The sequence below is a fragment of the Rhizobium sp. P1_B8 genome, from assembly GCF_056406515.1.
Window position 1 is genome coordinate 99,530 of sequence record NZ_JBFTZZ010000015.1, and the last position, 20,080, is coordinate 119,609.

General features: G+C 60.5%; 22 protein-coding genes. 9 read left to right on the forward strand and 13 right to left on the reverse strand.

Annotated elements, in window-relative coordinates; all coding sequences use genetic code 11:
* Positions 1 to 33: 33 nt before the first annotated feature.
* Positions 34 to 348, reverse strand: a complete 315-nt coding sequence (groES, locus tag AC1D2N_RS18180) for a co-chaperone GroES (RefSeq protein ID WP_018245947.1) — start codon at positions 346 to 348, stop codon at positions 34 to 36.
* Positions 349 to 699: 351 nt separating this feature from the next.
* On the opposite strand from groES, the gene AC1D2N_RS18185 reads away from it, so the two are divergent.
* The 4 genes from AC1D2N_RS18185 to AC1D2N_RS18200 all read left to right on the forward strand — a co-directional run bounded on the left by AC1D2N_RS18185 (position 700) and on the right by AC1D2N_RS18200 (position 2,260).
* Positions 700 to 990: a hypothetical protein gene (locus AC1D2N_RS18185; RefSeq protein ID WP_018245946.1), complete on the forward strand. Its 291-nt coding sequence runs from the start codon at positions 700 to 702 to the stop codon at positions 988 to 990.
* 108 nt (positions 991 to 1,098) lie between these two features.
* Complete coding sequence (locus AC1D2N_RS18190) at positions 1,099 to 1,455, forward strand: hypothetical protein (RefSeq protein ID WP_018245945.1); 357 nt, start codon at positions 1,099 to 1,101, stop codon at positions 1,453 to 1,455.
* Positions 1,456 to 1,508: 53 nt separating this feature from the next.
* On the forward strand, positions 1,509 to 1,835 hold the full coding sequence (locus tag AC1D2N_RS18195; protein ID WP_026188723.1) for a DUF2934 domain-containing protein: 327 nt from the start codon (positions 1,509 to 1,511) through the stop codon (positions 1,833 to 1,835).
* A gap of 5 nt (positions 1,836 to 1,840) precedes the next feature.
* Positions 1,841 to 2,260: an HD domain-containing protein gene (locus AC1D2N_RS18200; protein ID WP_032981504.1), complete on the forward strand. Its 420-nt coding sequence runs from the start codon at positions 1,841 to 1,843 to the stop codon at positions 2,258 to 2,260.
* Positions 2,261 to 2,408: 148 nt separating this feature from the next.
* On the opposite strand, the gene AC1D2N_RS18205 is transcribed toward AC1D2N_RS18200, so the two are convergent.
* On the reverse strand, positions 2,409 to 2,678 hold the full coding sequence (locus AC1D2N_RS18205; protein WP_018245942.1) for a hypothetical protein: 270 nt from the start codon (positions 2,676 to 2,678) through the stop codon (positions 2,409 to 2,411).
* Positions 2,679 to 2,722: 44 nt separating this feature from the next.
* Positions 2,723 to 2,986, reverse strand: coding sequence for a hypothetical protein (locus tag AC1D2N_RS18210; protein ID WP_018245941.1), 264 nt, complete (start codon positions 2,984 to 2,986; stop codon positions 2,723 to 2,725).
* A gap of 249 nt (positions 2,987 to 3,235) precedes the next feature.
* On the opposite strand from AC1D2N_RS18210, the gene AC1D2N_RS18215 reads away from it, so the two are divergent.
* Positions 3,236 to 3,742 carry an HIT family protein gene (locus AC1D2N_RS18215; protein ID WP_018245940.1) on the forward strand — a complete coding sequence of 169 codons (507 nt, stop codon included), beginning with the start codon at positions 3,236 to 3,238 and terminating at the stop codon, positions 3,740 to 3,742.
* Between the two features lie 47 nt (positions 3,743 to 3,789).
* Here AC1D2N_RS18215 and AC1D2N_RS18220 read toward each other — a convergent pair whose 3' ends face one another.
* The 7 genes from AC1D2N_RS18220 to AC1D2N_RS18250 form a co-directional block, all read right to left on the reverse strand.
* Positions 3,790 to 5,640, reverse strand: coding sequence for a DUF2264 domain-containing protein (locus AC1D2N_RS18220; RefSeq protein ID WP_020493440.1), 1,851 nt, complete (start codon positions 5,638 to 5,640; stop codon positions 3,790 to 3,792).
* 76 nt (positions 5,641 to 5,716) lie between these two features.
* On the reverse strand, positions 5,717 to 6,991 hold the full coding sequence (locus AC1D2N_RS18225) for an ABC transporter substrate-binding protein (protein ID WP_026188722.1): 1,275 nt from the start codon (positions 6,989 to 6,991) through the stop codon (positions 5,717 to 5,719).
* A gap of 40 nt (positions 6,992 to 7,031) precedes the next feature.
* Entirely contained in the window at positions 7,032 to 7,757 is a 726-nt protein-coding gene (locus tag AC1D2N_RS18230) for a DUF624 domain-containing protein (RefSeq protein ID WP_018245937.1), read from the reverse strand.
* Between the two features lie 20 nt (positions 7,758 to 7,777).
* Positions 7,778 to 8,887, reverse strand: a complete 1,110-nt coding sequence (locus tag AC1D2N_RS18235) for an ABC transporter ATP-binding protein (RefSeq protein ID WP_018245936.1) — start codon at positions 8,885 to 8,887, stop codon at positions 7,778 to 7,780.
* Between the two features lie 15 nt (positions 8,888 to 8,902).
* A complete protein-coding gene (locus AC1D2N_RS18240; protein WP_018245935.1) occupies positions 8,903 to 10,075 on the reverse strand; it encodes a glycoside hydrolase family 88 protein in 1,173 nt (390 codons plus the stop codon).
* Between the two features lie 4 nt (positions 10,076 to 10,079).
* Positions 10,080 to 10,916 carry a carbohydrate ABC transporter permease gene (locus tag AC1D2N_RS18245; RefSeq protein ID WP_018245934.1) on the reverse strand — a complete coding sequence of 279 codons (837 nt, stop codon included), beginning with the start codon at positions 10,914 to 10,916 and terminating at the stop codon, positions 10,080 to 10,082.
* Entirely contained in the window at positions 10,913 to 11,899 is a 987-nt protein-coding gene (locus AC1D2N_RS18250) for a carbohydrate ABC transporter permease (RefSeq protein ID WP_131702024.1), read from the reverse strand. The genes AC1D2N_RS18245 and AC1D2N_RS18250 overlap by 4 nt, the downstream gene beginning before the upstream one ends.
* Positions 11,900 to 12,030: 131 nt before the next feature.
* Here AC1D2N_RS18250 and AC1D2N_RS18255 point away from each other — a divergent pair, with 131 nt between their 5' ends.
* From AC1D2N_RS18255 to AC1D2N_RS18270, 4 genes are all read left to right on the forward strand, one after another.
* Positions 12,031 to 13,827, forward strand: a complete 1,797-nt coding sequence (locus AC1D2N_RS18255; protein WP_018245932.1) for a heparinase II/III domain-containing protein — start codon at positions 12,031 to 12,033, stop codon at positions 13,825 to 13,827.
* A gap of 124 nt (positions 13,828 to 13,951) precedes the next feature.
* The gene (locus tag AC1D2N_RS18260) at positions 13,952 to 14,860 is read left to right on the forward strand and encodes a carbohydrate-binding protein (RefSeq protein WP_018245931.1); all 909 of its coding nucleotides are present in this window, start codon (positions 13,952 to 13,954) and stop codon (positions 14,858 to 14,860) included.
* A 99-nt stretch (positions 14,861 to 14,959) separates the two neighbouring features.
* Positions 14,960 to 15,628, forward strand: coding sequence for a response regulator (locus tag AC1D2N_RS18265; RefSeq protein ID WP_018245930.1), 669 nt, complete (start codon positions 14,960 to 14,962; stop codon positions 15,626 to 15,628).
* The gene (locus tag AC1D2N_RS18270; protein ID WP_018245929.1) at positions 15,618 to 17,018 is read left to right on the forward strand and encodes a sensor histidine kinase; all 1,401 of its coding nucleotides are present in this window, start codon (positions 15,618 to 15,620) and stop codon (positions 17,016 to 17,018) included. Before AC1D2N_RS18265 ends, AC1D2N_RS18270 begins: the two co-directional genes overlap by 11 nt.
* A gap of 76 nt (positions 17,019 to 17,094) precedes the next feature.
* On the opposite strand, the gene AC1D2N_RS18275 is transcribed toward AC1D2N_RS18270, so the two are convergent.
* From AC1D2N_RS18275 to AC1D2N_RS18285, 3 genes are read right to left on the reverse strand one after another with little or no spacing between them, the layout of a single operon-like run.
* Positions 17,095 to 17,976, reverse strand: a complete 882-nt coding sequence (locus AC1D2N_RS18275) for an ABC transporter permease (protein ID WP_003549874.1) — start codon at positions 17,974 to 17,976, stop codon at positions 17,095 to 17,097.
* An 11-nt stretch (positions 17,977 to 17,987) separates the two neighbouring features.
* A complete protein-coding gene (locus tag AC1D2N_RS18280; protein ID WP_130729577.1) occupies positions 17,988 to 18,806 on the reverse strand; it encodes an ABC transporter ATP-binding protein in 819 nt (272 codons plus the stop codon).
* Positions 18,796 to 19,866 carry an ABC transporter substrate-binding protein gene (locus tag AC1D2N_RS18285; protein WP_477981717.1) on the reverse strand — a complete coding sequence of 357 codons (1,071 nt, stop codon included), beginning with the start codon at positions 19,864 to 19,866 and terminating at the stop codon, positions 18,796 to 18,798. Before AC1D2N_RS18285 ends, AC1D2N_RS18280 begins: the two co-directional genes overlap by 11 nt.
* Positions 19,867 to 20,080: the final 214 nt, after the last annotated feature.

The window sequence follows — 20,080 nt, forward strand, 5'->3', positions numbered from 1 at the left end:
CCTGCCCTGCATTGACTGATGTCCGCAGGGATCTCATGCGGCCTGCTTCTTTTCGCCCTGGGCTTCGATGATGCCCATCACGTCGCTTTCCTTCATGATCAGCAGGTCTTCGCCGTTGATCTTGATCTCGGTACCGGACCATTTGCCGAATAGGATGCGATCGCCGGCCTTGACGTCGAGCGCCTGTATCTGGCCGGCGTCGTTGCGTGCGCCGGGGCCGACGGCGATGACCTCGCCTTCCTGCGGTTTCTCCTTGGCGGTATCGGGAATGATGATGCCGCCCTTGGTCTTTTCCTCTGAATCGACCCGGCGGACGAGAATGCGGTCATGAAGCGGTCGGAACGACATGTCTTCCTCCATCGACAAACAATGATGACGTTGTTCCCTAGCCGGACCGGATGACCAATCCGGGCGGGTGCGCAGCGCGCGAGCCGCGAGCCGTGCGAGAATGATTTGGTTCGACGGCTTTGCAATTCAAGAGGGATGAAAGAAAAATTAGCACTCCCTGCCCGTGAGTGCCAACGCCTGTCAGGGAACAGAAAATCGGCTCCCGCGTTCGAATGATGAAGGCGATGGCGCCGTACCGGAGGCGAGTTCGAGCTATACTGAACTTGAATCCGGATTTCGGCGTTCCMAACTCTTTGATGATCGAGGCTTAATGAGCTCGAGCAGCGTCCCACGTCTTTTGGAGTGAGTGACATGGAAGAGAAGACCAATATAATCAAAGACCTCAGTATCGAGGAACGCGAGGAAATCCTCGTCGATATCGCTCGAACGCTGGAGGACACGGCGCGTGAGGCCTATGTCGAAGGCAATACGCATTTCGCCGCACTTTCCAACAACATGGCCGAAGCGATCCGCGTCAATGCCGATGAACTCGCCCGTGACGATCCAGAAAATGCCGAGCTCGTATTTCAGCAGGCGACGGCGATGATCTCGCAATTCGAGGCCGTGCACCCCTATCGAATGGTGAGTATGGCCGTTCATTGATTGCCGCCCGGACGGTGCGGCTCGATCGCCCGCTCAAATCAATCGCAACCCACGCGGAACTCTCACTGCTTGCAAAGGTTATTGGATCACAACATCGAGAGGTGATCCATGATGACTTCCAGATCCAACGTGCCGCCCGAGAGCGGGACAGATGACGCTCGTTCCGCCGATACGGAGCGAGCCGAGACCGATCGCAAGCGAGCATTGGAAAATGCCCGGCGCAACGTGAGTTCGACATCAGATCGCGATAGCGGCACTGAAACCCCAAGCCTGAAGCTTGCGAAAGAATATCTCAGCCTTGGCGGCCACCGTCGGTCCATGATCGACGACAACATCACCGATGTTCGCCAATGGGATGAGGATCCGCCCGAGGCCGAGCGGTTCTGGAAGGAACGGGTGGAGACGCTTTCGAAGGGCAAGCGCAAACAGGTGGAGGATTTTCTTCCAACCGTCAACACGCCGTGAAAGCGACTGGGCCCGTTCCTCGGATGGCTCATCAAATGCCCCTGGAGGCGATCATGGCTATAGACAAGCACGAGCAGATCCGTCGCCGTGCCTACGAGATCTGGGAGGCCGAGGGCCGCCCGGATGGCGCCGACGAGCGCCATTGGCTTCAAGCCTGCGACGAACTTGCCGGCGAGGATGAGCATGAGACGCTGCAGAACCTGCTCGATGAAGACGATAGGGATGATGCAGCGCTGCTTCAAGGCGCCGGTGAGAGCGGCGATCTCGATCGGCGGCCGGCGAGGCCTGTCCAGGCCGCCGTGGCTCCCGTCCCTGGCATCGAGATGACGACGGGCGAAAAGCCTTCCCGACGGAAGATCAGGAAGACCGAGGGACCGTGATCGCCATGCAGCATCTCGACCATGCCATCCAGATTGCTCTTACGGCCCATGAAGGTAAGGCGGACAAAACCGGCCGGCCGTTCTTCGAGCACTGCCAGCGGGTAGCCCTTCTGGTTTCCGGTGACGAGACGCGAACGGTCGCCTATCTTCATGACGTCGTCGAGAAGGGAAGCGGCTGGACGCTCGACAGGCTGAGGGAAGAAGGCTTTCCGCCGGCGATCATCTCGGCGGTGAATGCTCTGACAAGGCGGCCGGACGAGCCGGATGACGACTTCGTCAGACGTGCGGCATCAAACCCGCTGGCCTTGCCCGTCAAACGGGCCGATCTCGAAGATAATCTCCGGCAGGCCGAACAAGCTGGCAAGAAAACGGAAAAATACCAGCGCGGCCTGGATCTTCTGCGCGACATCAGGAACGGACAATAGGAGTTCGGACAAATTTGCGCAGTTCGCCTGCAACTGCCACCAAGGTTGGCAATCGGCGCAAGAGCGCACTGCTCGGCTTCCATGTCATGTGCCGAGCGCGACTGCAACCTGGCCTCCGGTTGCAGCGGCGGAGGTCGTTGGCTCTATTTCATGCTTTGTTGGTAAACCACACGGTCGGCGCGCCGAGCACGCCTCCCGTGCGCATCGCCGTCTTCAGCTCGTCCAGCTTGCTGAACGTTTGCGCCGCTTCAAGCGTGGCAAACTCGTGGGTGACGGTAATATCGTTCGGATTGTCGATGGCTCGATAAACGGCTTGCGCCGTCACCCCATTGGCCTTCTGCACCGGCGAAAACGCATCATATATCTTGCGCCAGGCGGCGTAATCGGAGACCTCGTGCCTTACGAATAACGTCGTCATATCATCCTCCCGCGTTGCATTTCCAGGTTTGGTTGAGAGGCGTTTTACGATTGCACGAGGAACACCATGGTCTCGGGCAAGACACCATCATTCGCCATCGCATCGGCCGCTGCCTTGGTCTGCATGAAGGCCATCAACTTTTCCATATCAGCAACGTCCATGACCAAACCAACGCGATTAGACGTTTGAGGGTCTGTAAACGTGCGAATGTTCGTGACGCCAATCGGTTCCAATACCTGCTTGCGGATGGGTGAAGCGAGCCAGTGCTTCGTGTCTTTGACATTGTGATGGACCATTATGGTAGGCATTGCATCCTCCTCTGGCCTTGAAAAATGAAAGGCCAGTACATCACTACGCTTTGCTAAACTTTAGTTCAACAATATTGCGATGAGGGGGTGTTTTGCTATTTCTACCGAAGATATAAATATAATTATTTGGAGTAATCCGAAAATATTACGGTTGGCCACCGGTTTTGGCGCGTGTTATTTTTCCGGCAATGGCTTTCGCAATAGTTCAGGCGTCCGCGACCGCCGCGCGAGAGACGACGGAGGTTCAGGATGAACGAACGCCGACCATTTGATCTCAGGGCCTATGTGCACGACATCGGAACAAGGTCATGCTTTATCTGCGGATTGGTCAGGAATGACCCCGACTTCTTTCATCATCGCGTTTTTGAAGACGACGAGACGATCATCTTCCTGAGCAAGTATCCCACTCTGCCCGGCTATTGCCTTGTCTGTCCGAGGGAGCACCTCGAGGATCTGGCGCGAGACATGTCGACCGATGAATATCTTCGACTACAGGAGAATGTGCATATTTTGTCTCGCGCGCTCAAAAGCGTGTTCGACGCCGAACGAATTTATGTGCTTTCGCTCGGCAGCCAGCAAGCCAATAGCCACCTGCATTTTCATGTCGTTCCCTTAGCCTCTGGTGTGCCTCTTGAAGAGCAGCAATACCACGCGCTGATGGCGGAGTACGGGGTTCTGCAGATACCTGACGATCAAATGGCACAGTTGGCGCAGCGCATTGCCGAAGCATATCGTTCCGAGTTGACCGCCCGATAATCAACCGTCCGGCTCGCGGTTGAAACCCGGAAGCCAGTGCCTCCGAGCTACGTCCCGAGAGCGAATGCCGGCACCCCCGCGCCTTTCTCTCGAAAGAGCCGCTCCACCTCGTCGAGGCGGGGGTTGGCGGGCGGGTTATCGAGCGCATTTGCCCAATTCTCGCGACTGGGCAGGGCCATTGCCGCAGTTGCGAGCACGATGGTTCCGGGGCCGATTTCGCCGCGCAGCTGCGGCAGCAGGGTCTTGGCGTGGATGAGGTTGGTGTTTGGGATCGGGCTCATCGCATGGCCGGCCCTCGGATTGGGCGATAGATCCACGATAGCGCTGACGTCGGTCTGCCCGTACCAGACAGCCCGGCCATCCCTTGCATCGGAGCGGTCGGCATTGAAATCCGCGCGTTCGATCGCAAAGCCGCCTTCGATGGTGCTGAGGGCGCGCGGCGTAGCGATGCGGTGTAGGCGGATGTGCCACGGGTTTTCGGGAAGCAGCCAGGTTTCGATGGTGACGTCGTTCCAGGGGCGCCAGCGCGAATAGAGCAGGTCGCCTGTTATCAACGCCTCTTCGAGGGTTTCCCGCATGCGGAAATGGACGCCGTCGTCTGAGAGACCGATCATGCCGTCGAAGCTTGCGGCGGAGAAATTCCGGTCGTCGGCTTCGATGTTGAAAGCGTAGCGCGTGGAATAGACGAATTTCGAATATTTCTCGTTTGCGCCGAGCATCTTGTCGTGCTGCTGCCCCGAGGAGAGCACAACCACGTTTCCCGGCGTGTGCATGGCGACCATTCCCGCCGGCGTCAAAGCGACCGGCTCCGGAAATTCCGGCTGCGGCGCCTCCTCGGCGGTCCAGAACGGATGATCCCCCGCAAGAGCGAGCGGCAGGAAGAATTTCAGCGCCCAATAGGGTGACCCGGGAGAATTGTAGCTCTCGCTCATGAAGAGGTTCGGGTAGCCGTAGCCGACGGAGAGAACGCCGTCGCGCTCGGCAATCGGCATCGCCGACCACCAGCGGATATGGCGCATGTAATAGCCCTTGATCTCGGCCCAGGGCAGGGCTTCGACGCCGGCAAAGGCAAGCGCGCCCCAAAAGCCGCCCGCCGCGAAGCGGTAGGTCTGGCTGCGGCCGAAGGCAAGTGCCGCGCCATCGGGGCCGAACCAGTGGCGGATATCCCCGGCAAAGGTCTGGGCGCGACGCCGGAAGCGGTCCTTGCGCGCCTCGTCGCCTCGCGCCAGCACCGCATAGATCAGGCCGTAGAAATGCATGGCGAAGGGAATGTAATGATCGACCCGCCGGACCGGTCCGTCGCGATACCAGCCTTCCCCGAGGTCGAAAGCTTCCAGTTCTTCGAGATAGGCGAGGGTTTTCCGGTGATCGAACGCCACGCTTACGCGTTCCAGCCCGAGATCGATGAGCACACGAAAGAATTTCCAGTTGTTGTCGATGAATTCCAGCTCGCGCGCTCTGAGAAGATAGGCAGCGACCGTCTTCTTATCGCTGTCGTCAAGCGGTTCCCAGATATGCTCGGGGACAAGCGCCAGGGCGAAGCCGACGGCGGCGAGCTCGACCAGCCGCTGATTGCGGTCGGTAAGATCGCCCCAATATTCGGGATGAGCAGGATTGGTGCCGTTTGCGAGCCCGCGCCGATAGAGCTCCCAATGCGGGAACGCACCGCCGCCGGCAGCGAGCGGAACAATTCCCCAGAGCGGCCGCGCAAATCCTTCCAGGTCCGCCGCTGCCCGGTCGAAGATCGCGCCGGCTGCACCGAGGCGCACACGAGCGCCGCCTTCGGAAAAATACGGCAGCAGCGGTTCGAACAGATCGATGACGGCCTTGGAGAGGTCGTCGCGTGTCTTCAGGGGATTGCCGAAAAGCGGATTGGCCCGGGCGGGATCATATATCATTGTCAGCTCGAAATTCATGAAAAACCCGATCGGCCGCGGGCGGATGGTAACCCGCGGCCGTCGATATCTCGTGGGCCTACTTGATGGCCTTCACGCCTTCGGTCATTTCCTTCAACCCGTCGTCGACGGTGGTGTTGTCGGTCATAATCGCGTCATGCACACGGTTGAGCACCACCTCGATCTTGGCGGCGTTTGGGTTGACCGCCATCTCAAGGTAGGTTTTCAACGGCTTCAGCGCCTCCTTGCTGGCCGCATCCTCAGGAAAGCCCGGCGTTGCCGCGATCTTGGCGCTGACGTCATCCGTCTTGAGCGCGGGGAAGGTGCCCGTCGACGCGATGACATCAGCGCCCTCAGGACCGGTGACGAACTTGATGAAATCGAGAGCTGCATCCTTGTGGTCGGAATTGGCGTTGACCGCCAGCCCGGAGATCTGCGCGGCCGTTGTCCCGGCCGCGACGCCGTCGGGATGCGGGAACTTGACGATGCCCCAGTTCTTGCTCTTCGATTCACCCGATTTCACCTTGGTGATCTGGGTGCCGACGAACCAGGTTCCCATCGGCAGCATGCCGATCGTGCCGTTGAAGAAGAGCGCCGAATAATGCGTGTTTGACGTCTTCAGGAAGGCGTAGGAGGGAATCGCCCCATCCTTCTGCAGGGTGAGCGCCCTATCGTACCAGGGCTTGAGGAAGTCGTAGTCGCCGTCGACCAGCGTGTGTTTTCCGTCGAGGACGCCGGGCAGCTGAACGGTCGACCGCCAGGTATGCAGGAGCGCGCCGTAGGTCTTGTTGGTGCCCATGCCGCCGGTAAGCTTCTCGGCAGTCGCGTCGAATTGCGCCCAGGTCATGTCATTGGTAGGGTAGGGGACGCCTGCTTTGTCGAATATGTCTTTATTGTAATAGACGATCCAGAAGTCGGAGCGGAACGGCAGCGAATAGACCTTGCCGTCGATGGTCAGTTCCTCGATCAGGCCGCCATAGGGAGCCGGGTCGATCTTCTGATCCTTCACGAAGCTGCTGAGATCGGCGATGTTGCCGGCGCGCACCAGGTTGGTGTAGCCCGGCACATCCTTGATGGTGACGATGTCGATATCCTTGGAGCCGCCGGTCAGCTGCGTCGAGATCATCTGCTGATAGTCCTGCGAGCCGAGGTCCATCGGCTCGAACTTCACGTTGGGGTGTTTGGCCTGATAGGCCTCGATCAACGGCTTGTAATAGGCGGTCTTGTCCCAGTCCCACAAAGCCCATTTGAGCGTCACGGCGTCCTCGGCAAGCGCTGCGCCGGCCGTCGTTGCGGCCAAGGTGAAACCTGCCAAGGCAAGTCTCATCGTCCTCCCGAATTTATCCAAATACATTCCCGTTCTCCTTCCCTGGATCATCTCTGGATCAGTTGTTTTATGAAGCGTCTCGTATATGCGGTTCGCGGTGCGGCTGCGTTGCGTTTGGCAGGTCTAGAACCGTCACCGCCGCCCGATGGACGCCGAATGCGACGGCGAACATTCCGAGTGAAAAATTGAAGGTTGCCGGCATGAACACCGAAACCGGATAGAAGAGGATATGCGCCAGCCACAGGCTGGCGGCGAAGGCGAGCGCGGCTAGCGCCGGGAGCGGGCGGATGACCGAGGCGAGCGCGGCGAGGCGCAGCAGCCTAGAAGCCGGCAGATCGCGCATCACCATGAGAACGATGAGATGGCAGGCGAGGACCGCGATGAAAGCGGTGGCGACGAGGGCGATCGTCAGTGGTGCGCTCAGCAACAGATTGTCGCGTGCGCCGGCGGCATAGGTGACAATCGCATGGATACCGATTGCAAGCGCGCCGCTCAACGCCAGGCCCCAGGCGGTGGCGCGCCAGAAGTAGCGCAGAAAGGCTTCCGTGAAGTCCCGCAGCAGATAGGTGTTGCGATCTTCCACCAAGGCGACCGAGACCCGGGCCATGGCGGCGAGGGCTGCCGGCAGCGTCACGACGAAGAGGCCGGCCAGGATGAAGAGGATGTTCAGCTTGACCATCTCCCACCATTCGCGGACGAGGATCTCGGCGAACAGAGCAAGGCCGGTCCTCTTCGGCGCATCCTTCGCAATGCCCGGTCCCTCCCTCGTCCACATGTCCCGCAACCACTGCATAGCCGTCTCCCGCAGGCGCCTCAGTATAGAATCGAGCGTTCCGTTTCCTTGTCGAACAGCTGCGCATTGGTCATATCGGCGACCAGCGTCGCCTCCTCGCCGATATCAGGCCGGTAGCGCGGCGAGACGCGGGCGATGAGATTGCGCCCGCCTGCCACCATGTTCAGATGCACTTCCGAGCCCATGGGCTCGGCCAGTTCGACGACCGCCTTGAGGGGCGCCAGGTTCTCCGGTGCGATGTCGGCCGGCGGCAGCTCGTGGAAATTCTCCGGACGGATGCCAAGCACCAGTTCGCGGCCCTCGTAGGGGGCGATCCTGCCCTTGTCGAAATGGGCAGGCAGCGGCAGTTCCCGGCCGTCGAAGACGGCGATATAGCCGTCGTCCCGGCGCAAAATGGTCGAGGGCAGCATGTTCATCTGCGGCGCGCCGATGAAGCCGGCGACGAACATGTTGACGGGACGGTCGTAGAGGTTCTGCGGCGTATCCACCTGCTGGATGTGCCCGTCCTTCATGACGACGATCCGGTCCGCCATGGTCATGGCCTCCACCTGGTCGTGGGTGACGTAGATGAAGGTGGCGTTGAGGCGCTTGTGCAGCTTGGTGATTTCCGAACGCATCGTGCCGCGCAGTTTGGCATCGAGATTGGAAAGCGGCTCGTCGAGAAGGAAGACCGCCGGATTGCGCACCATCGCACGGCCGAGCGCGACGCGCTGGCGCTGCCCGCCCGAAAGCGCCTTCGGCTTGCGGTTCAGGAGATGAGAGATGTCGAGGATCCTGGCGGCGTCCTGCACCTGGGCATCGATGAAGTCGCGCGACACCTTCCTCAGCTGCAGACCGAAAGCCATGTTCTTGTAGACGGTCATATGCGGGTACAGCGCATAGTTCTGGAAAACCATGGCGATATCCCGATCCTTGGAGGGAACGTCGTTCATGACGTCGCCGCCGATCTTGAGCTCTCCTCCCGATATCTCCTCGAGGCCGGCGATCATCCGCAGCGTCGTCGATTTACCGCAGCCGGAGGGGCCGACCAGGATGATGAATTCCTTGTCAGCGATTTCGAGGTCGATGTCGTGGACGACGGTGAGCGCGCCGTAGGATTTGTTCAGCTCTTTAAGCGAAATGCTGGCCATCGGGTCCTCCTGAATTCACCAATAGGAAGACCAGCTGCGCGAAAGGCGCGTCAAAGCTTCCATGTAATAATAATCTCCCCAGGAGACGCATTCATCGACACCCTCGCCGCGGCAGGTGTTGAAGGGCGATTTCTTCGAATAGGTGGCGTGCAGCACCAGGCCGTTGGAGACGGCTGGGTCCTTGACCGCGTAGTGATCGGCAAGGCTCTTCATCATGCGGCGCGCCAGGGTGCGATAGCGTGCGGCCGGTTCCGGCTCGACGAGATCGGCCATTTCCAGAAGGCCGCAGGCGGTGATCGACGCCGACGAGCTGTCGCGCGGCTCGCCGTCGCCGTCCGAAAAGACGAGATCCCAATAGGGCACCATGTCGGCCGGCAGCCGGTTGAGATAGAAGGCGAGCAGCCGGTCGAAGGTTTGGCGGTATTCCTCGATCCGCTCATAGCGATAGGAGAGCGCCATTCCCGAGATGGCCCAGGCCTGTCCGCGCGCCCAGGCGCTGTCGTCCCTGTAACCTTGCTTGGTGGCGCCGCGCACCGGCGCTCCCGTGACCGGGTCCATGTAGAAGGTGTGATAGGTGGAATCGTCCGGCCGAACCGAATTGGCGAGCGTGGTGCGGGCGTGAATGAGAGCGATCTCGCGATATTTCGGATCGCCGGTCTCGCGGCTCGCCCAGTAGAGAAGCGGCAGGTTCAGCAAGCAGTCGATGATGTAGCGGTATTCTTCCGCCACCCCCTTGCGGCCCCAGGCCTGGATGAACTGGCCGACGGGTTGGAAACGCTCGATCAACTGGTCGGCTGCCAGGATGGCGGCCCTGCGGCCATCCTCATCTCCGACAAGCTTCCAGGCGGCGATGCAGGAGGGCGAATAGAGAAAGCCCATGTCGTGATGATCCGTCTCGATGCGGTTCACGATCCGATGCAGGAACGATTGGACCTGGATCTGCGCGGCATCGCGGAAAACCGCCTCGCCGCTGTGCTCGAAAGCGAGCCACAGCTCTCCGGGCCAGAAACCCGCGGTCCATTGGTCGTTCGCCACCGCGGGATAGAAATTTCCGACGCTTGAATGGTTCTGCGAGGCATGGGTGAAGGCGGGAAGGTTGCGCCTGATCTGCCCGACGGCAAGATCGAGCGCGGCTTTGACCTCCTGGTCGGTGATCGGCTGCGGGGCGACGGACGAGACGGCGTTCATGGATTTAACCCTTCAGTCCGGTCGAGGCGATACCCTCGACGAAGAAGCGCTGGAGAGAGAGGAAGACGACGAGAACCGGAATGAGGGCGACGACAGAGGCCGCCATGATGAGCCCGTATTCGGCCGAATATTGCGAGATGAACATGCGAAGGCCGATCTGGACGGTCTTCAGCTCGGTCTTGGTCAGGTAGATCATCGGCCCGAGAAAATCGTTCCAGGTGGTGACGAAGGTGAAGATCGTCAGTGTCGAGAGCGCGGGCTTCGACAGCGGCAGCATGATGCGCGCCCAGATCTGGTACTCGTTCATGCCGTCGATGCGGGCCGCCTCGCAGAGCTCGGTCGGGATCGACATGTAGAACTGCCGCATCAGGAAGACGCCGAAGGCGGTGAAAGCCTGCAGGCAGATCAGTGCCAGATGGGTGTTGTTGAGGCCGAATTCGCGCATCAGCAGGAATTGCGGCACCATATAGACCTGCCAGGGCATGGCGATGGTGGCGATGTAGCCGAGGAACAGGGTGTTCTTGTAGGGGAAATTCAGCTTGGCGAAGGCGTAGGCGGCAAAGCTGGAGGTCAAAAGTTGCAGCAGCGTGACGATGATCGTCAGCTTCGAGGTGTTGTAGATGAAGAGCGCAAGCGGGATCTTCGTCCAGATATCGACGTAGTTATGCCATTGCGGCTCGGACGGTATCCACTCGATCGGGAAGGCGAAGACGTCGCGGCTGAGCTTCAGGGATGCCGAGAGCATCCAGGCGAAGGGCATCAGCATGATGAGCGTGACGGCGATGACGATGGCGTAGATCGCGACCGATTTGAGGGTCACCTTGCGTCCTGCGATCCTCATTCACCATCCTCCCTCTGGCGCCGGAACTGGAAGACGGTGACGGCGAGCACGAGGAAGAACAGAACGAGCGCAACCATGCTGGAATAGCCGAGATCCCAGGAAATGAAGGCCTCGTTATAGATGTGGTAGACGAGGACGAGCGTCGAGGTGCCGGGTCCGCCCTGGGTGATCATGTAGATCTGGTCGAACACCTTGAAGGACTGGATCGTCAGCATGACGGTGACGAAGAAGGTCGTCGGCCCGAGCTGCGGCACCGTGACATGGATGAACTTCTGCCAGGAATTGGCGCCATCGAGATCGGCGGCCTCATAGAGCTCCGAATTGATGCCCTGCAGGCCGGCCAGATAGATGACCATGTAATAGCCCATGTTCTTCCAGATGCCGAAGAGGATCACCGTCACCATCGCCCAGTGGCGATCGGCCGCCCATCCCGGCATGTTCTTGGGATCGAGGCCGAGCGTGTAGAGGATCATGTTCACCGGTCCCATCTCGGGATTGAAGATCATGTTCCAGACGACCGCGACGGCCACCAGCGAGGCGACATAGGGGAAGAACATCGCTGTGCGGAAGAAATCGCGCCCCGCGATCTTCTGGTTGAGAAGTACGGCAAGGCCAAGCGCGCATATGAGCGTCGCCGGCACGGAAGCGACCGTATAGATGACCGTGTTCCAGAACGCCGCGATAAAAGCCTTGTCATCGAAGAGCCGCCAGAAATTGTCGAGGCCGGCGAAGGTGATCGCATTCGAACCGTCCCAATGCATGAAGGCAAGCACGAAGGCGAACAGGATCGGGCCGAGCGTGAAGACGGCAAAGCCGATGAAGTTCGGCGCGATGAAGGAATAGGCGACGATCGCGTTGCGGATCCTGCGCTGGCGCTTGGACAGGACCGCGACCTTCCGACCGGAGGTTGCCATGGCGCCATCCGTCGCGATGACCGAATTCGATAGGGACACCGATGCCTCCTCTTCCTCCAGCAACGACATAGCACATATCCGGTATTGGTCAAACAAGTTCTGAATAGGTCATACGAATTTTATGGAAAGCGCAAAATACATATGATAGGTGAGCATGCAGACCAAACGCCCATCGATGCTTTTCCGGTACGGGGAGAGACATGCTCAGCGAGATTTCAGGGGAGCTGCCGGATGTGCTGGGCGATTTCACGCCCGGGGCGGTCTGCTCCGATCGCGCCAGATGGAGCGCTGTGCCGCAAGCGGTACGGGATCTGATCATTCGCGAGGCCGAAGAGACGCTTGCGCGCGCCTTGCCGCTGATTGCGGCTTCGGATTACCGGGAGTTCACCGCAACGGGCAACCGCGCGCGCTTCGAGGAGCTTTATTTCACGCGGCGGCGGATGCTCAACAATCTGGTGCTCGGCGAACTCATCGAAGGCAAGGCGCGGTTCCTGCCGAAGGTCGTCGACGGCATCTTCCTGATTGCGGAGGAGAGCGGGTGGCAGCTTCCGGCGCATAACGCCTATGAACGAAGCGGCGCGCGCCTGCCGCTTCCCGACAATTCGCAGCCTGTCGTCGATCTCTTCGCCGCCGAAACGGCGGCGCTGCTTGCCACCATCGTTGCATTGCTTCGCGACGAGCTCGACGGCATCAGCCCCGAGATTACGGCACGCGTGGAACGCGAGATCGAAACCCGCATCCTTTCGCCCTATCTCGGCCGGCATTTCTGGTGGATGGGCCGCGGTCAGGAGCGGATGAACAACTGGACGGCGTGGATAAGCCAGAACGTCCTGTTGACGGTCTTCTCCCTGAAAACCGATCAGCCCACGCGTCACGCCGTCGTCAGAAAGGCGCTCGGCAGCCTCGACGCCTTCCTGAAGGACTATGCCGAGGACGGGGCCTGCGAGGAGGGCGTGCTCTACTACCGCCACGCCGCACTCTGCCTGCATGGCGCGTTGACCATCCTGGATGCCGTGGCGCCCGGCCTGTTCGCCGGGGTCTGGCAGCAGCCGAAGATCCGCAACATGGCCGAATATATTGCCCATATGCATGTGGCCGGCCGCTACTATTTCAACTTCGCGGATTCCTCCGCGGTGGTCGAACCCTGCAGCGCGCGGGAATACCTGTTCGGACAGGCGGTCGGCTCTGAGATGCTGGCTGAGTTCGCTGCATCCGACAGGGCCGCTTCCGACAATCCGCACCTGCCCGGGGAATGGAACCTCTGGTATCGCGTGCAGGAACTGCTGGTCGGCCCTGCAATCCCCGCCGCCGCCGAGCCACCTCCTGCATCCGGGCGCGATATCTTCTATCCCGGCATCGGCCTGTTCATCGCCCGCGACCGGCAGTTTTCGCTTGCCGTCAAGGGCGGCAACAATGGCGAGGGCCACAATCATAACGATGTCGGAAGTGTCACGCTTTACAAGAACGGACATCCGTTCCTGATCGATGTCGGCGTCGAGACCTATACCGCAAAGACCTTTTCGGCGCGGCGCTACGAGATATGGACGATGCAGTCGGCTTTCCACAACCTGCCGACATTCGCAGGCGTCATGCAGTCGGCCGGCGAAGCCTTTGGCGCGCGCGATGTCGAGGTCGAGTTTGACGAACGGAGCGCGCGCATATCGCTCGATATATCAGGCGCCTATTCCCCCGAGGCGCAGCTGCACAGCTACCGGCGCGTCGTTTCCCTGCTGCGCGGCCGCCACGTCGAGATCGTCGACACCTATGACGGGGGCAAGCCGGCGGTCCTGTCTCTGATGACATGCGTGGTGCCGACTGTCGGCCCCGATAGGATCGATCTGGCCGACCTCGGCAGAATTTTCGTCGATGGCACCGGCGAGATCGAAATTGATGAAATCGTCGTGGACGACGCCCGGCTGAGATCGGCCTGGCCCGAGAAAATCTATCGGCTGCGCCTGCCGTTTGCCGGCAGGCTCCTGAGATTGCGGATCGTCTAGAACAGGATGATTTTAGGCCGGGTCGGCCTAAAATCTGAATCCTGTTCTAAATTAAAGAGTTAGAGCATGATGTCGTCCGAAAATCGCTCACACTTTTCGGCATCATGCTCTGGGGAGGACGAGCATGGAATTGACGCTGAAGATCGTGGATGCCGATGGGGCAGTGCTGGCCAGTTCCGCAGGCCGGGACGAGACGTTCCTGGTCTATCGCCAGAGCTATCGCGAAGGCGATCGCGTGGTCGTGGAGGTCTCCGAGCCCGGACATGTCTTCCTCTCCCTTGATGGCGCGATCCAACCCGGCCTGGTCTATATGAAGGAATGCGCCTATTCGCTCGCTGTGCCCTTCGGCGACAAACGCAAGCCCTATTCCCCGAATGCCTTCAGGGGCGATATCCACCGGCTATCAGCGCGAAGCACGCGGCCGGACGAGATCATTCACCGGCGCAATCTCGCTCTCAACCCCTGGGACGATCACGCCAATCGGACGCTGTTTCCGCATGCGCGCGCCAATGTCGAAACCCGGGGCGAAGCGGTCTTTGCCGCGCGTAACGCGATCGACGGCGAAAAGGCCAACGATGATCACGGCTTCTGGCCCTATACGAGCTGGGGCATCAATCGCGATCCTCACGCGGCGCTAACGGTGGAATTCGGCCGGCCGGTCAGGATCGACGAGATCGTTTTCTATCTCCGGGCCGACTTTCCGCATGATTCCTGGTGGGAAAAGGCCAGCGTCACCTTCTCGAACGGCAAGACCTCCTGTTTTCCGTTGGTGAAATCGGGCGTCGCTCAAGCCTTTCTGATAGAGCCCTGCATCGTCGAATGGGTGGAACTGCACAGGCTGATCAAGGCCGAGGACGCCTCGCCCTATCCGGCGCTGACCCAGATCGAAATCTGGGGAATCGAGGCGTCGGGTGCTGGAGACCAGGACGTCCCGGTTGCGGTCGAAGGCGATTCCGGGAGGGCTCATGGGCGCCTGAAAACTTCCGTTCCTGTCAGCGTTCGTCTTGACGACGCGGAGACCGATCGCAGGTGATACCATCTCCTTCTGCTTCGGTCGGGAACAGAGGCCAGGTATCAGCGGTGGAAACTGTGTCACGCTTGTCAGACCGTTTGCACGTGCTAGGAAGGTCAGATGAGACTGCTTGTGGTGGAGGACAACAAGGATCTGGCGGCCTGGCTGGGTAAAGCCCTGCGACAGGCACAATACGCTATCGACATTGCCCATGACGGCGAGGACGCGGAGCATATGCTCAAGGTGGCGGAGTATTCGGCGATGATCCTCGACCTGGCGCTGCCCAAGCTTGACGGATTGACGCTGTTGAAGCGATTGCGGCAGTCCGGAAACAAGCTGCCGGTCATCATCTTGACCGCGAATGCGAGCCTGGACGGCCGTGTTGCAGGGCTTGACAGCGGCGCCGACGACTATCTCGCCAAACCCTTCGAAATCGCCGAGCTCGAAGCGAGGATTCGTGCGGTGGTCCGCCGCGGCCAGGACCGGGCATCATCCGAGATTACCGTCGGCAACCTGCGCTTCTCCGGCGGGACGCGGCAGTTTTTCGTCGCAGGCGAGCCGCTGCAACTGACGCCGCGTGAATATGCCGTGCTTGAGCAACTCGTCATGAAGCTTGGCAACACCGTCTCGAAAGCCGCCCTTTCCGAAAGCGTGTTCGGTTTCGACGACGAGGCGGATCCGAGCGCCATCGAAATCTACGTCCACAGGCTGCGAAAGAAGCTCGAGGGCAGTTCGGTTCAGATTGCCACGTTGCGCGGGCTTGGCTATCTCCTCAGACATGTCCAGTAGCCTCGTCACCAAGGTGGGCGCGACGATCGCGCGGCTCAGCCAGAGCCTGAGGGTGCAGTTGCTCTGCTGGGTGCTGCTGACCCTGTTCGGCGCGATCGGTTTCAATCTTTACGACAGCTTCTGGACGGCTGACGCCACAGCAAAGCTGGTGACGGATCGAACACTTCTGGCGTCGGCGCGCGTCATTGCCGAAGCCGTCCGTGTCGACGAGGGCGGCAATGTTCAGGTGGACGTGCCGCCTTCCGCGCTGGAGATGTTTGATACGGGCTTCGGCGACCGTGTATCTTATCAGGTGATTACCGCATGGGGCAGTCTGGTCAGCGGCTTTCCCGACCTGCCGTTGCCGGCCGTCCAGCGCACCGGTGAGGATCGCACGTTCCACGGTGCCGATGTTCGCGTCATGATGCTCGACCATCCTGTCGTCGGCCTTCCCGATGACGGCGCGATCTCCGTGACCGTCGCCGTTACGCATAACAGCCAGTATGCGATGCGAAGGCAATTGTGGCTCTCAGATTTTTCGAAGCAGTTCGTGCTCGTCTTCGTCGCAAGCCTGGTGACCATCCTCGGCCTGCAGCGTGGCCTGGCTCCTGCGCTGAGGCTGCGGGACGCCCTGCGCCAGCGCGGGCGCAACCGTCTCGATCCGCTGCCGCCGGAGATGGTGCAGAGCGAGCTGCAGCCGCTCGTTCACGCCCTGAACGACTACATGGAGCGCGTCCAGAACCAGATGGCCGCGCAGCGACGGTTCGTATCGAATGCGGCGCATCAACTGCGAACCCCCCTGGCGCTGATTTCGACGCAGGCGAGCGTGGCGGCCCGCGAAGCCGATGCTGCTCGCCGCGACGAGGCGCTTTTCGCCCTTCGCACCAGCACGAAACAGATTTCGCGTCTTGCCAGCCAGCTCCTCACCTTATCGCGGGCCGAGCCCGGAAGCCGGCGCCCCCGGAGCGATGCGACCGACCTTACGAAGGCTGCCCGCGAGATCCTGGAAGCGCATGCTGAAGAGGCGCTCAAGCGCAACATCGACGTCGGCCTGGAAGCCGTCCGCCCGGTCATTGTCGACGGCGACGCGACGATGTTGCGCGAGATGTTGGTCAACCTCATAGACAATGCGATCCGCTATACCCGCCCGAACGGACGGGTGACCGTCGCCGTCGGGCAGGCGGACGGCAACGCCGTCGTGACCGTCGAGGACAACGGGCCGGGTATTCCGAGCGGGGAGCGCGAACAGGTTTTCGAACGCTTCTACCGGATCATGGGGACCGAAGCCGAGGGGAGTGGTCTGGGGCTTGCGATCGTTCGGGAGGTCGTCGAAGGCGCTGGAGGTTCAGTCTCGCTCGATGACGCGGAAGGCGGTGGGCTCGTCGTGACGGTGCGGCTGCCGCTCGCTTAGACCTAAGTGCATCAAAGAAGGCCGGGCATCGCGCCCGGCCTTCTGGTCGATCTGCCTTGGGAGGAGGTCGATTTGATCACTGGGTATCGAGGTGCTGCTGCGGACGCCATTTCGCAAGGCGGTTCTCGATCAATGTCATGATGTATTCGGCAAAAAGCGTGACGACCATGACGAGGAGGATTGCCGCGAACATGCCGGCGGCGTCGAACGTACCCTTGGCGATCGAGATGAGCTGGCCGATACCGAAGCGGGCGCCGACGAATTCGCCGACGATTGCGCCGATGATCGCGAAACCGAAGGACACGTGCAAACTGGCGAAGATCCAGCTCATGGCCGATGGGATGACCACGGTGCGGGTGACCTGCCAGTCCGAGGCGCCGAGGATACGCGCGTTGGCGATCATATTGCGATCGGCCTCGCGCACGCCCTGGAAGGCGTTTGCAAACACCACGAAGAAGACCATGATGAAGGCGAGAGCAACCTTGGAGGGCAGGCCGAGACCCATGATCATGATGAAGATGGGGGCGAGAACGACGCGCGGTATCGAGTTGATCGCCTTGATGTAGACGGAGAAAATGTCCGACAGGAAGCGGTTGCGGCCAAGACCAATGCCGACGAAGACGCCGGTGATCGAACCCGCGAAGAAGCCGATCAGGGCCTCCTCCATCGTCACCCAAAGATTATACCAGAGCGAACCCTCCGTGGTGCCCTCGGTTGCCCATTCGTAGAGGCGCTGAACGACGCCGCTTGGGCTCGAATAGAAGAACGGATCGATCCATTGCATGTTGGAAGACAGCTCCCACATGCCGATCACGAAGACCAGGATGGCGATCTGCCAGAAGCGCACCAGCGTCTTGCGCCGGCGCATCGCCTTCAGCGCCGATGCCTCGATTTCCGTGTCCGACGTGCCCGGCCGAAACATGGTGGCCGAACCGGCCTCAAGTGTGGTGTGTGCCATGATATCCTCCCTCAGGCCGCTTCGCTTGCGCGGCGGTAGCTGGTCTCGACCTCTTCGCGCAGGTCCTCCCAGATCGTCTTGCAGTAGTCGATGAAGCTCTGCTCGTAGCGGATTTCCGATACGACGCGCGGGCGGGGGAGATCGATCGTGTAGACCGACTTTACCGTCGCAGGGCCGGCGGTCAGGACGTAGACCTTGTCGGCAAGGGCGACAGCCTCTTCGAGGTCGTGGGTCACGAACACCACCGAGGCCTTGCGCTCCGCCCACAGTTTCAAGAGCTCTTCATGCATGACCGTGCGGGTCTGCACGTCGAGAGCCGAAAACGGCTCGTCCATCAGCAGGATTTCCGGCTCGTTGATGAATGTCTGGGCCAGGGAGACGCGCTTGCGCATACCGCCAGAAAGCTGGTGGGGATAGTGATGGAGAAATTTCGAAAGGCCGACGCGGGCCAGCCAGTCGCGTGCGCTCTTTTCCGCTTCAGTGCGCGACTTGCCCCGAAACAGCGGGCCGGCCATGACGTTGTCGATCACGTTCTTCCAGGGAAAGAGTGCGTCGGTCTGGAACGCGAAGCCGACACGCGGGTCAATGCCGGTGATCGGCCCGCCCATCAGCCGGACTTCACCGGCGCTCGGGCATGCGAGACCCGTCACAAGATTGAGCGTCGTCGATTTACCGCAGCCGGTAGGGCCGACGACGGCGACGAACTCTCCGCGGGCGACCGTCATGTTGAAATCGCGCAAGGCCGTAAGGGACTTGCCGGTCGGCGAGACGAAGCGGCGGCTGACGTTGATCAGCTCGATCGCCGGGATCTGGTTCTTGTCATATTGCATGATGATACCTGAGGCGTGCTTTGGGCGCGTGCACGCAATGCCCATGGATCGATCGGGAGGTCGCTTCCGGTTGGGGCCGGAAGTTGGAAAGGTCGATCTGCTTGCCCTTGACGTTCTTGGAGAACTCCGAGAGCACGGCAAGCACGGTCTTCGGACCGTCTTCCGGCATGACGCCATCCGATGTGAACATGCCCTTGCCGTCGTCGAGAGCCTTGATGTAACCGTCCTTGTCGCCGACGTAGAAGTCTTTCGGCATCTTGTCCGCGATCTCGGCAGCTGAATGCGTGTTGATGTAGCGCAGCGTCTTGACGAAGGCGTTGGCGAGCTTCTGCGCTTCTTCCTTGTGTGCATCGACCCAGGAGGCTTCCATGTAGAGCGAGGCGGCCGGATAGGTGCCACCAAGCGCCTTACGGGTCGACTGGACCGTGCGCATGTCGACGAGCACGCTCGCCTCGCCGGTCTTGATCATGCGCGAGATCGTCGGCTCTGTCGTCATGCCGGCCTGGATCTGGTCCTGTTGCATGGCGGCGATGAAGGTGCCGCCGGCGCCGACTGGAACCGTGACGACATCACCGGGTTTCAGGCCGGCCTTCGAGGCCATGAAGAGGGTCAGGAAGTTCGTGGACGAGCCGAGACCAGTGACGCCGAGGCTCTTGCCCTTGAAGTCGGCCGGCGACTTGATGTCAGGGTGCTTGCTCGAAACCATCTCTACTTCGCCCGGCGCCTGGCTGAACTGGACGATGGATTCGACGAATTTGCCTTTGGCCTGCAGGTCCACACAATGGTCGTAGAAGCCGACCACGCCCTGGACGGCGCCGGCCAGAAGCTGGTTTTCGGCATCGACGCCGGCAGCTTCATTCAGCAGTTCGACGTCGAGACCCTCGTCCTTGAAGTATCCCAGCGATTCGGTAAGCTTGGCGGGCAGATAGATCTGCTTCTCATAACCGCCGACCATGATGGTGATCTTATCGGCCGCATGTGCGGCGCTGGTAGCCAAAGATGCTGCGGCGAGAAGCGTCGAAAAAGCGACGGTGTGAAAAAGGCTGCGTGAAGAACGCATGGAAATCTCCTCCTGTGGTTTGCTAGCATCGTCGTCTCGCCACTTTGACCGTGTCTCCTCCACGATGCTGCCCCTTCCTATGACGTCGAAGCTTTCAACTAGCTTTCAGTCACGGATGGGTAAGCAGCCCGTGGAATTCCATCCATGCATCCCCCGTCGTGGCAAGCGCTTCAACGTGAAAATTGGGAGAGAATATGTCCGCGACCGTCATCGC

Bases quoted from the DNA above. Each gene is read 5' to 3' on its own strand.
- AC1D2N_RS18240 (WP_018245935.1), bottom strand. From the start codon at position 10,075: ATGAACGCCGTCTCGTCCGTCGCCCCGCAGCCGATCACCGACCAGGAG.
- AC1D2N_RS18235 (WP_018245936.1), bottom strand. From the start codon at position 8,887: ATGGCCAGCATTTCGCTTAAAGAGCTGAACAAATCCTACGGCGCGCTC.
- AC1D2N_RS18220 (WP_020493440.1), bottom strand. From the start codon at position 5,640: ATGATATATGATCCCGCCCGGGCCAATCCGCTTTTCGGCAATCCCCTG.
- AC1D2N_RS18190 (WP_018245945.1), top strand. From the start codon at position 1,099: ATGATGACTTCCAGATCCAACGTGCCGCCCGAGAGCGGGACAGATGAC.
- AC1D2N_RS18230 (WP_018245937.1), bottom strand. From the start codon at position 7,757: ATGCAGTGGTTGCGGGACATGTGGACGAGGGAGGGACCGGGCATTGCG.
- AC1D2N_RS18275 (WP_003549874.1), bottom strand. From the start codon at position 17,976: ATGGCACACACCACACTTGAGGCCGGTTCGGCCACCATGTTTCGGCCG.
- AC1D2N_RS18255 (WP_018245932.1), top strand. From the start codon at position 12,031: ATGCTCAGCGAGATTTCAGGGGAGCTGCCGGATGTGCTGGGCGATTTC.
- AC1D2N_RS18210 (WP_018245941.1), bottom strand. From the start codon at position 2,986: ATGCCTACCATAATGGTCCATCACAATGTCAAAGACACGAAGCACTGG.
- AC1D2N_RS18225 (WP_026188722.1), bottom strand. From the start codon at position 6,991: ATGTATTTGGATAAATTCGGGAGGACGATGAGACTTGCCTTGGCAGGT.
- groES (WP_018245947.1), bottom strand. From the start codon at position 348: ATGTCGTTCCGACCGCTTCATGACCGCATTCTCGTCCGCCGGGTCGAT.
- AC1D2N_RS18185 (WP_018245946.1), top strand. From the start codon at position 700: ATGGAAGAGAAGACCAATATAATCAAAGACCTCAGTATCGAGGAACGC.
- AC1D2N_RS18200 (WP_032981504.1), top strand. From the start codon at position 1,841: ATGCAGCATCTCGACCATGCCATCCAGATTGCTCTTACGGCCCATGAA.
- AC1D2N_RS18265 (WP_018245930.1), top strand. From the start codon at position 14,960: ATGAGACTGCTTGTGGTGGAGGACAACAAGGATCTGGCGGCCTGGCTG.
- AC1D2N_RS18205 (WP_018245942.1), bottom strand. From the start codon at position 2,678: ATGACGACGTTATTCGTAAGGCACGAGGTCTCCGATTACGCCGCCTGG.
- AC1D2N_RS18215 (WP_018245940.1), top strand. From the start codon at position 3,236: ATGAACGAACGCCGACCATTTGATCTCAGGGCCTATGTGCACGACATC.
- AC1D2N_RS18280 (WP_130729577.1), bottom strand. From the start codon at position 18,806: ATGCAATATGACAAGAACCAGATCCCGGCGATCGAGCTGATCAACGTC.
- AC1D2N_RS18195 (WP_026188723.1), top strand. From the start codon at position 1,509: ATGGCTATAGACAAGCACGAGCAGATCCGTCGCCGTGCCTACGAGATC.
- AC1D2N_RS18285 (WP_477981717.1), bottom strand. From the start codon at position 19,866: ATGCGTTCTTCACGCAGCCTTTTTCACACCGTCGCTTTTTCGACGCTT.
- AC1D2N_RS18270 (WP_018245929.1), top strand. From the start codon at position 15,618: ATGTCCAGTAGCCTCGTCACCAAGGTGGGCGCGACGATCGCGCGGCTC.
- AC1D2N_RS18245 (WP_018245934.1), bottom strand. From the start codon at position 10,916: ATGAGGATCGCAGGACGCAAGGTGACCCTCAAATCGGTCGCGATCTAC.
- AC1D2N_RS18250 (WP_131702024.1), bottom strand. From the start codon at position 11,899: ATGTCGTTGCTGGAGGAAGAGGAGGCATCGGTGTCCCTATCGAATTCG.
- AC1D2N_RS18260 (WP_018245931.1), top strand. From the start codon at position 13,952: ATGGAATTGACGCTGAAGATCGTGGATGCCGATGGGGCAGTGCTGGCC.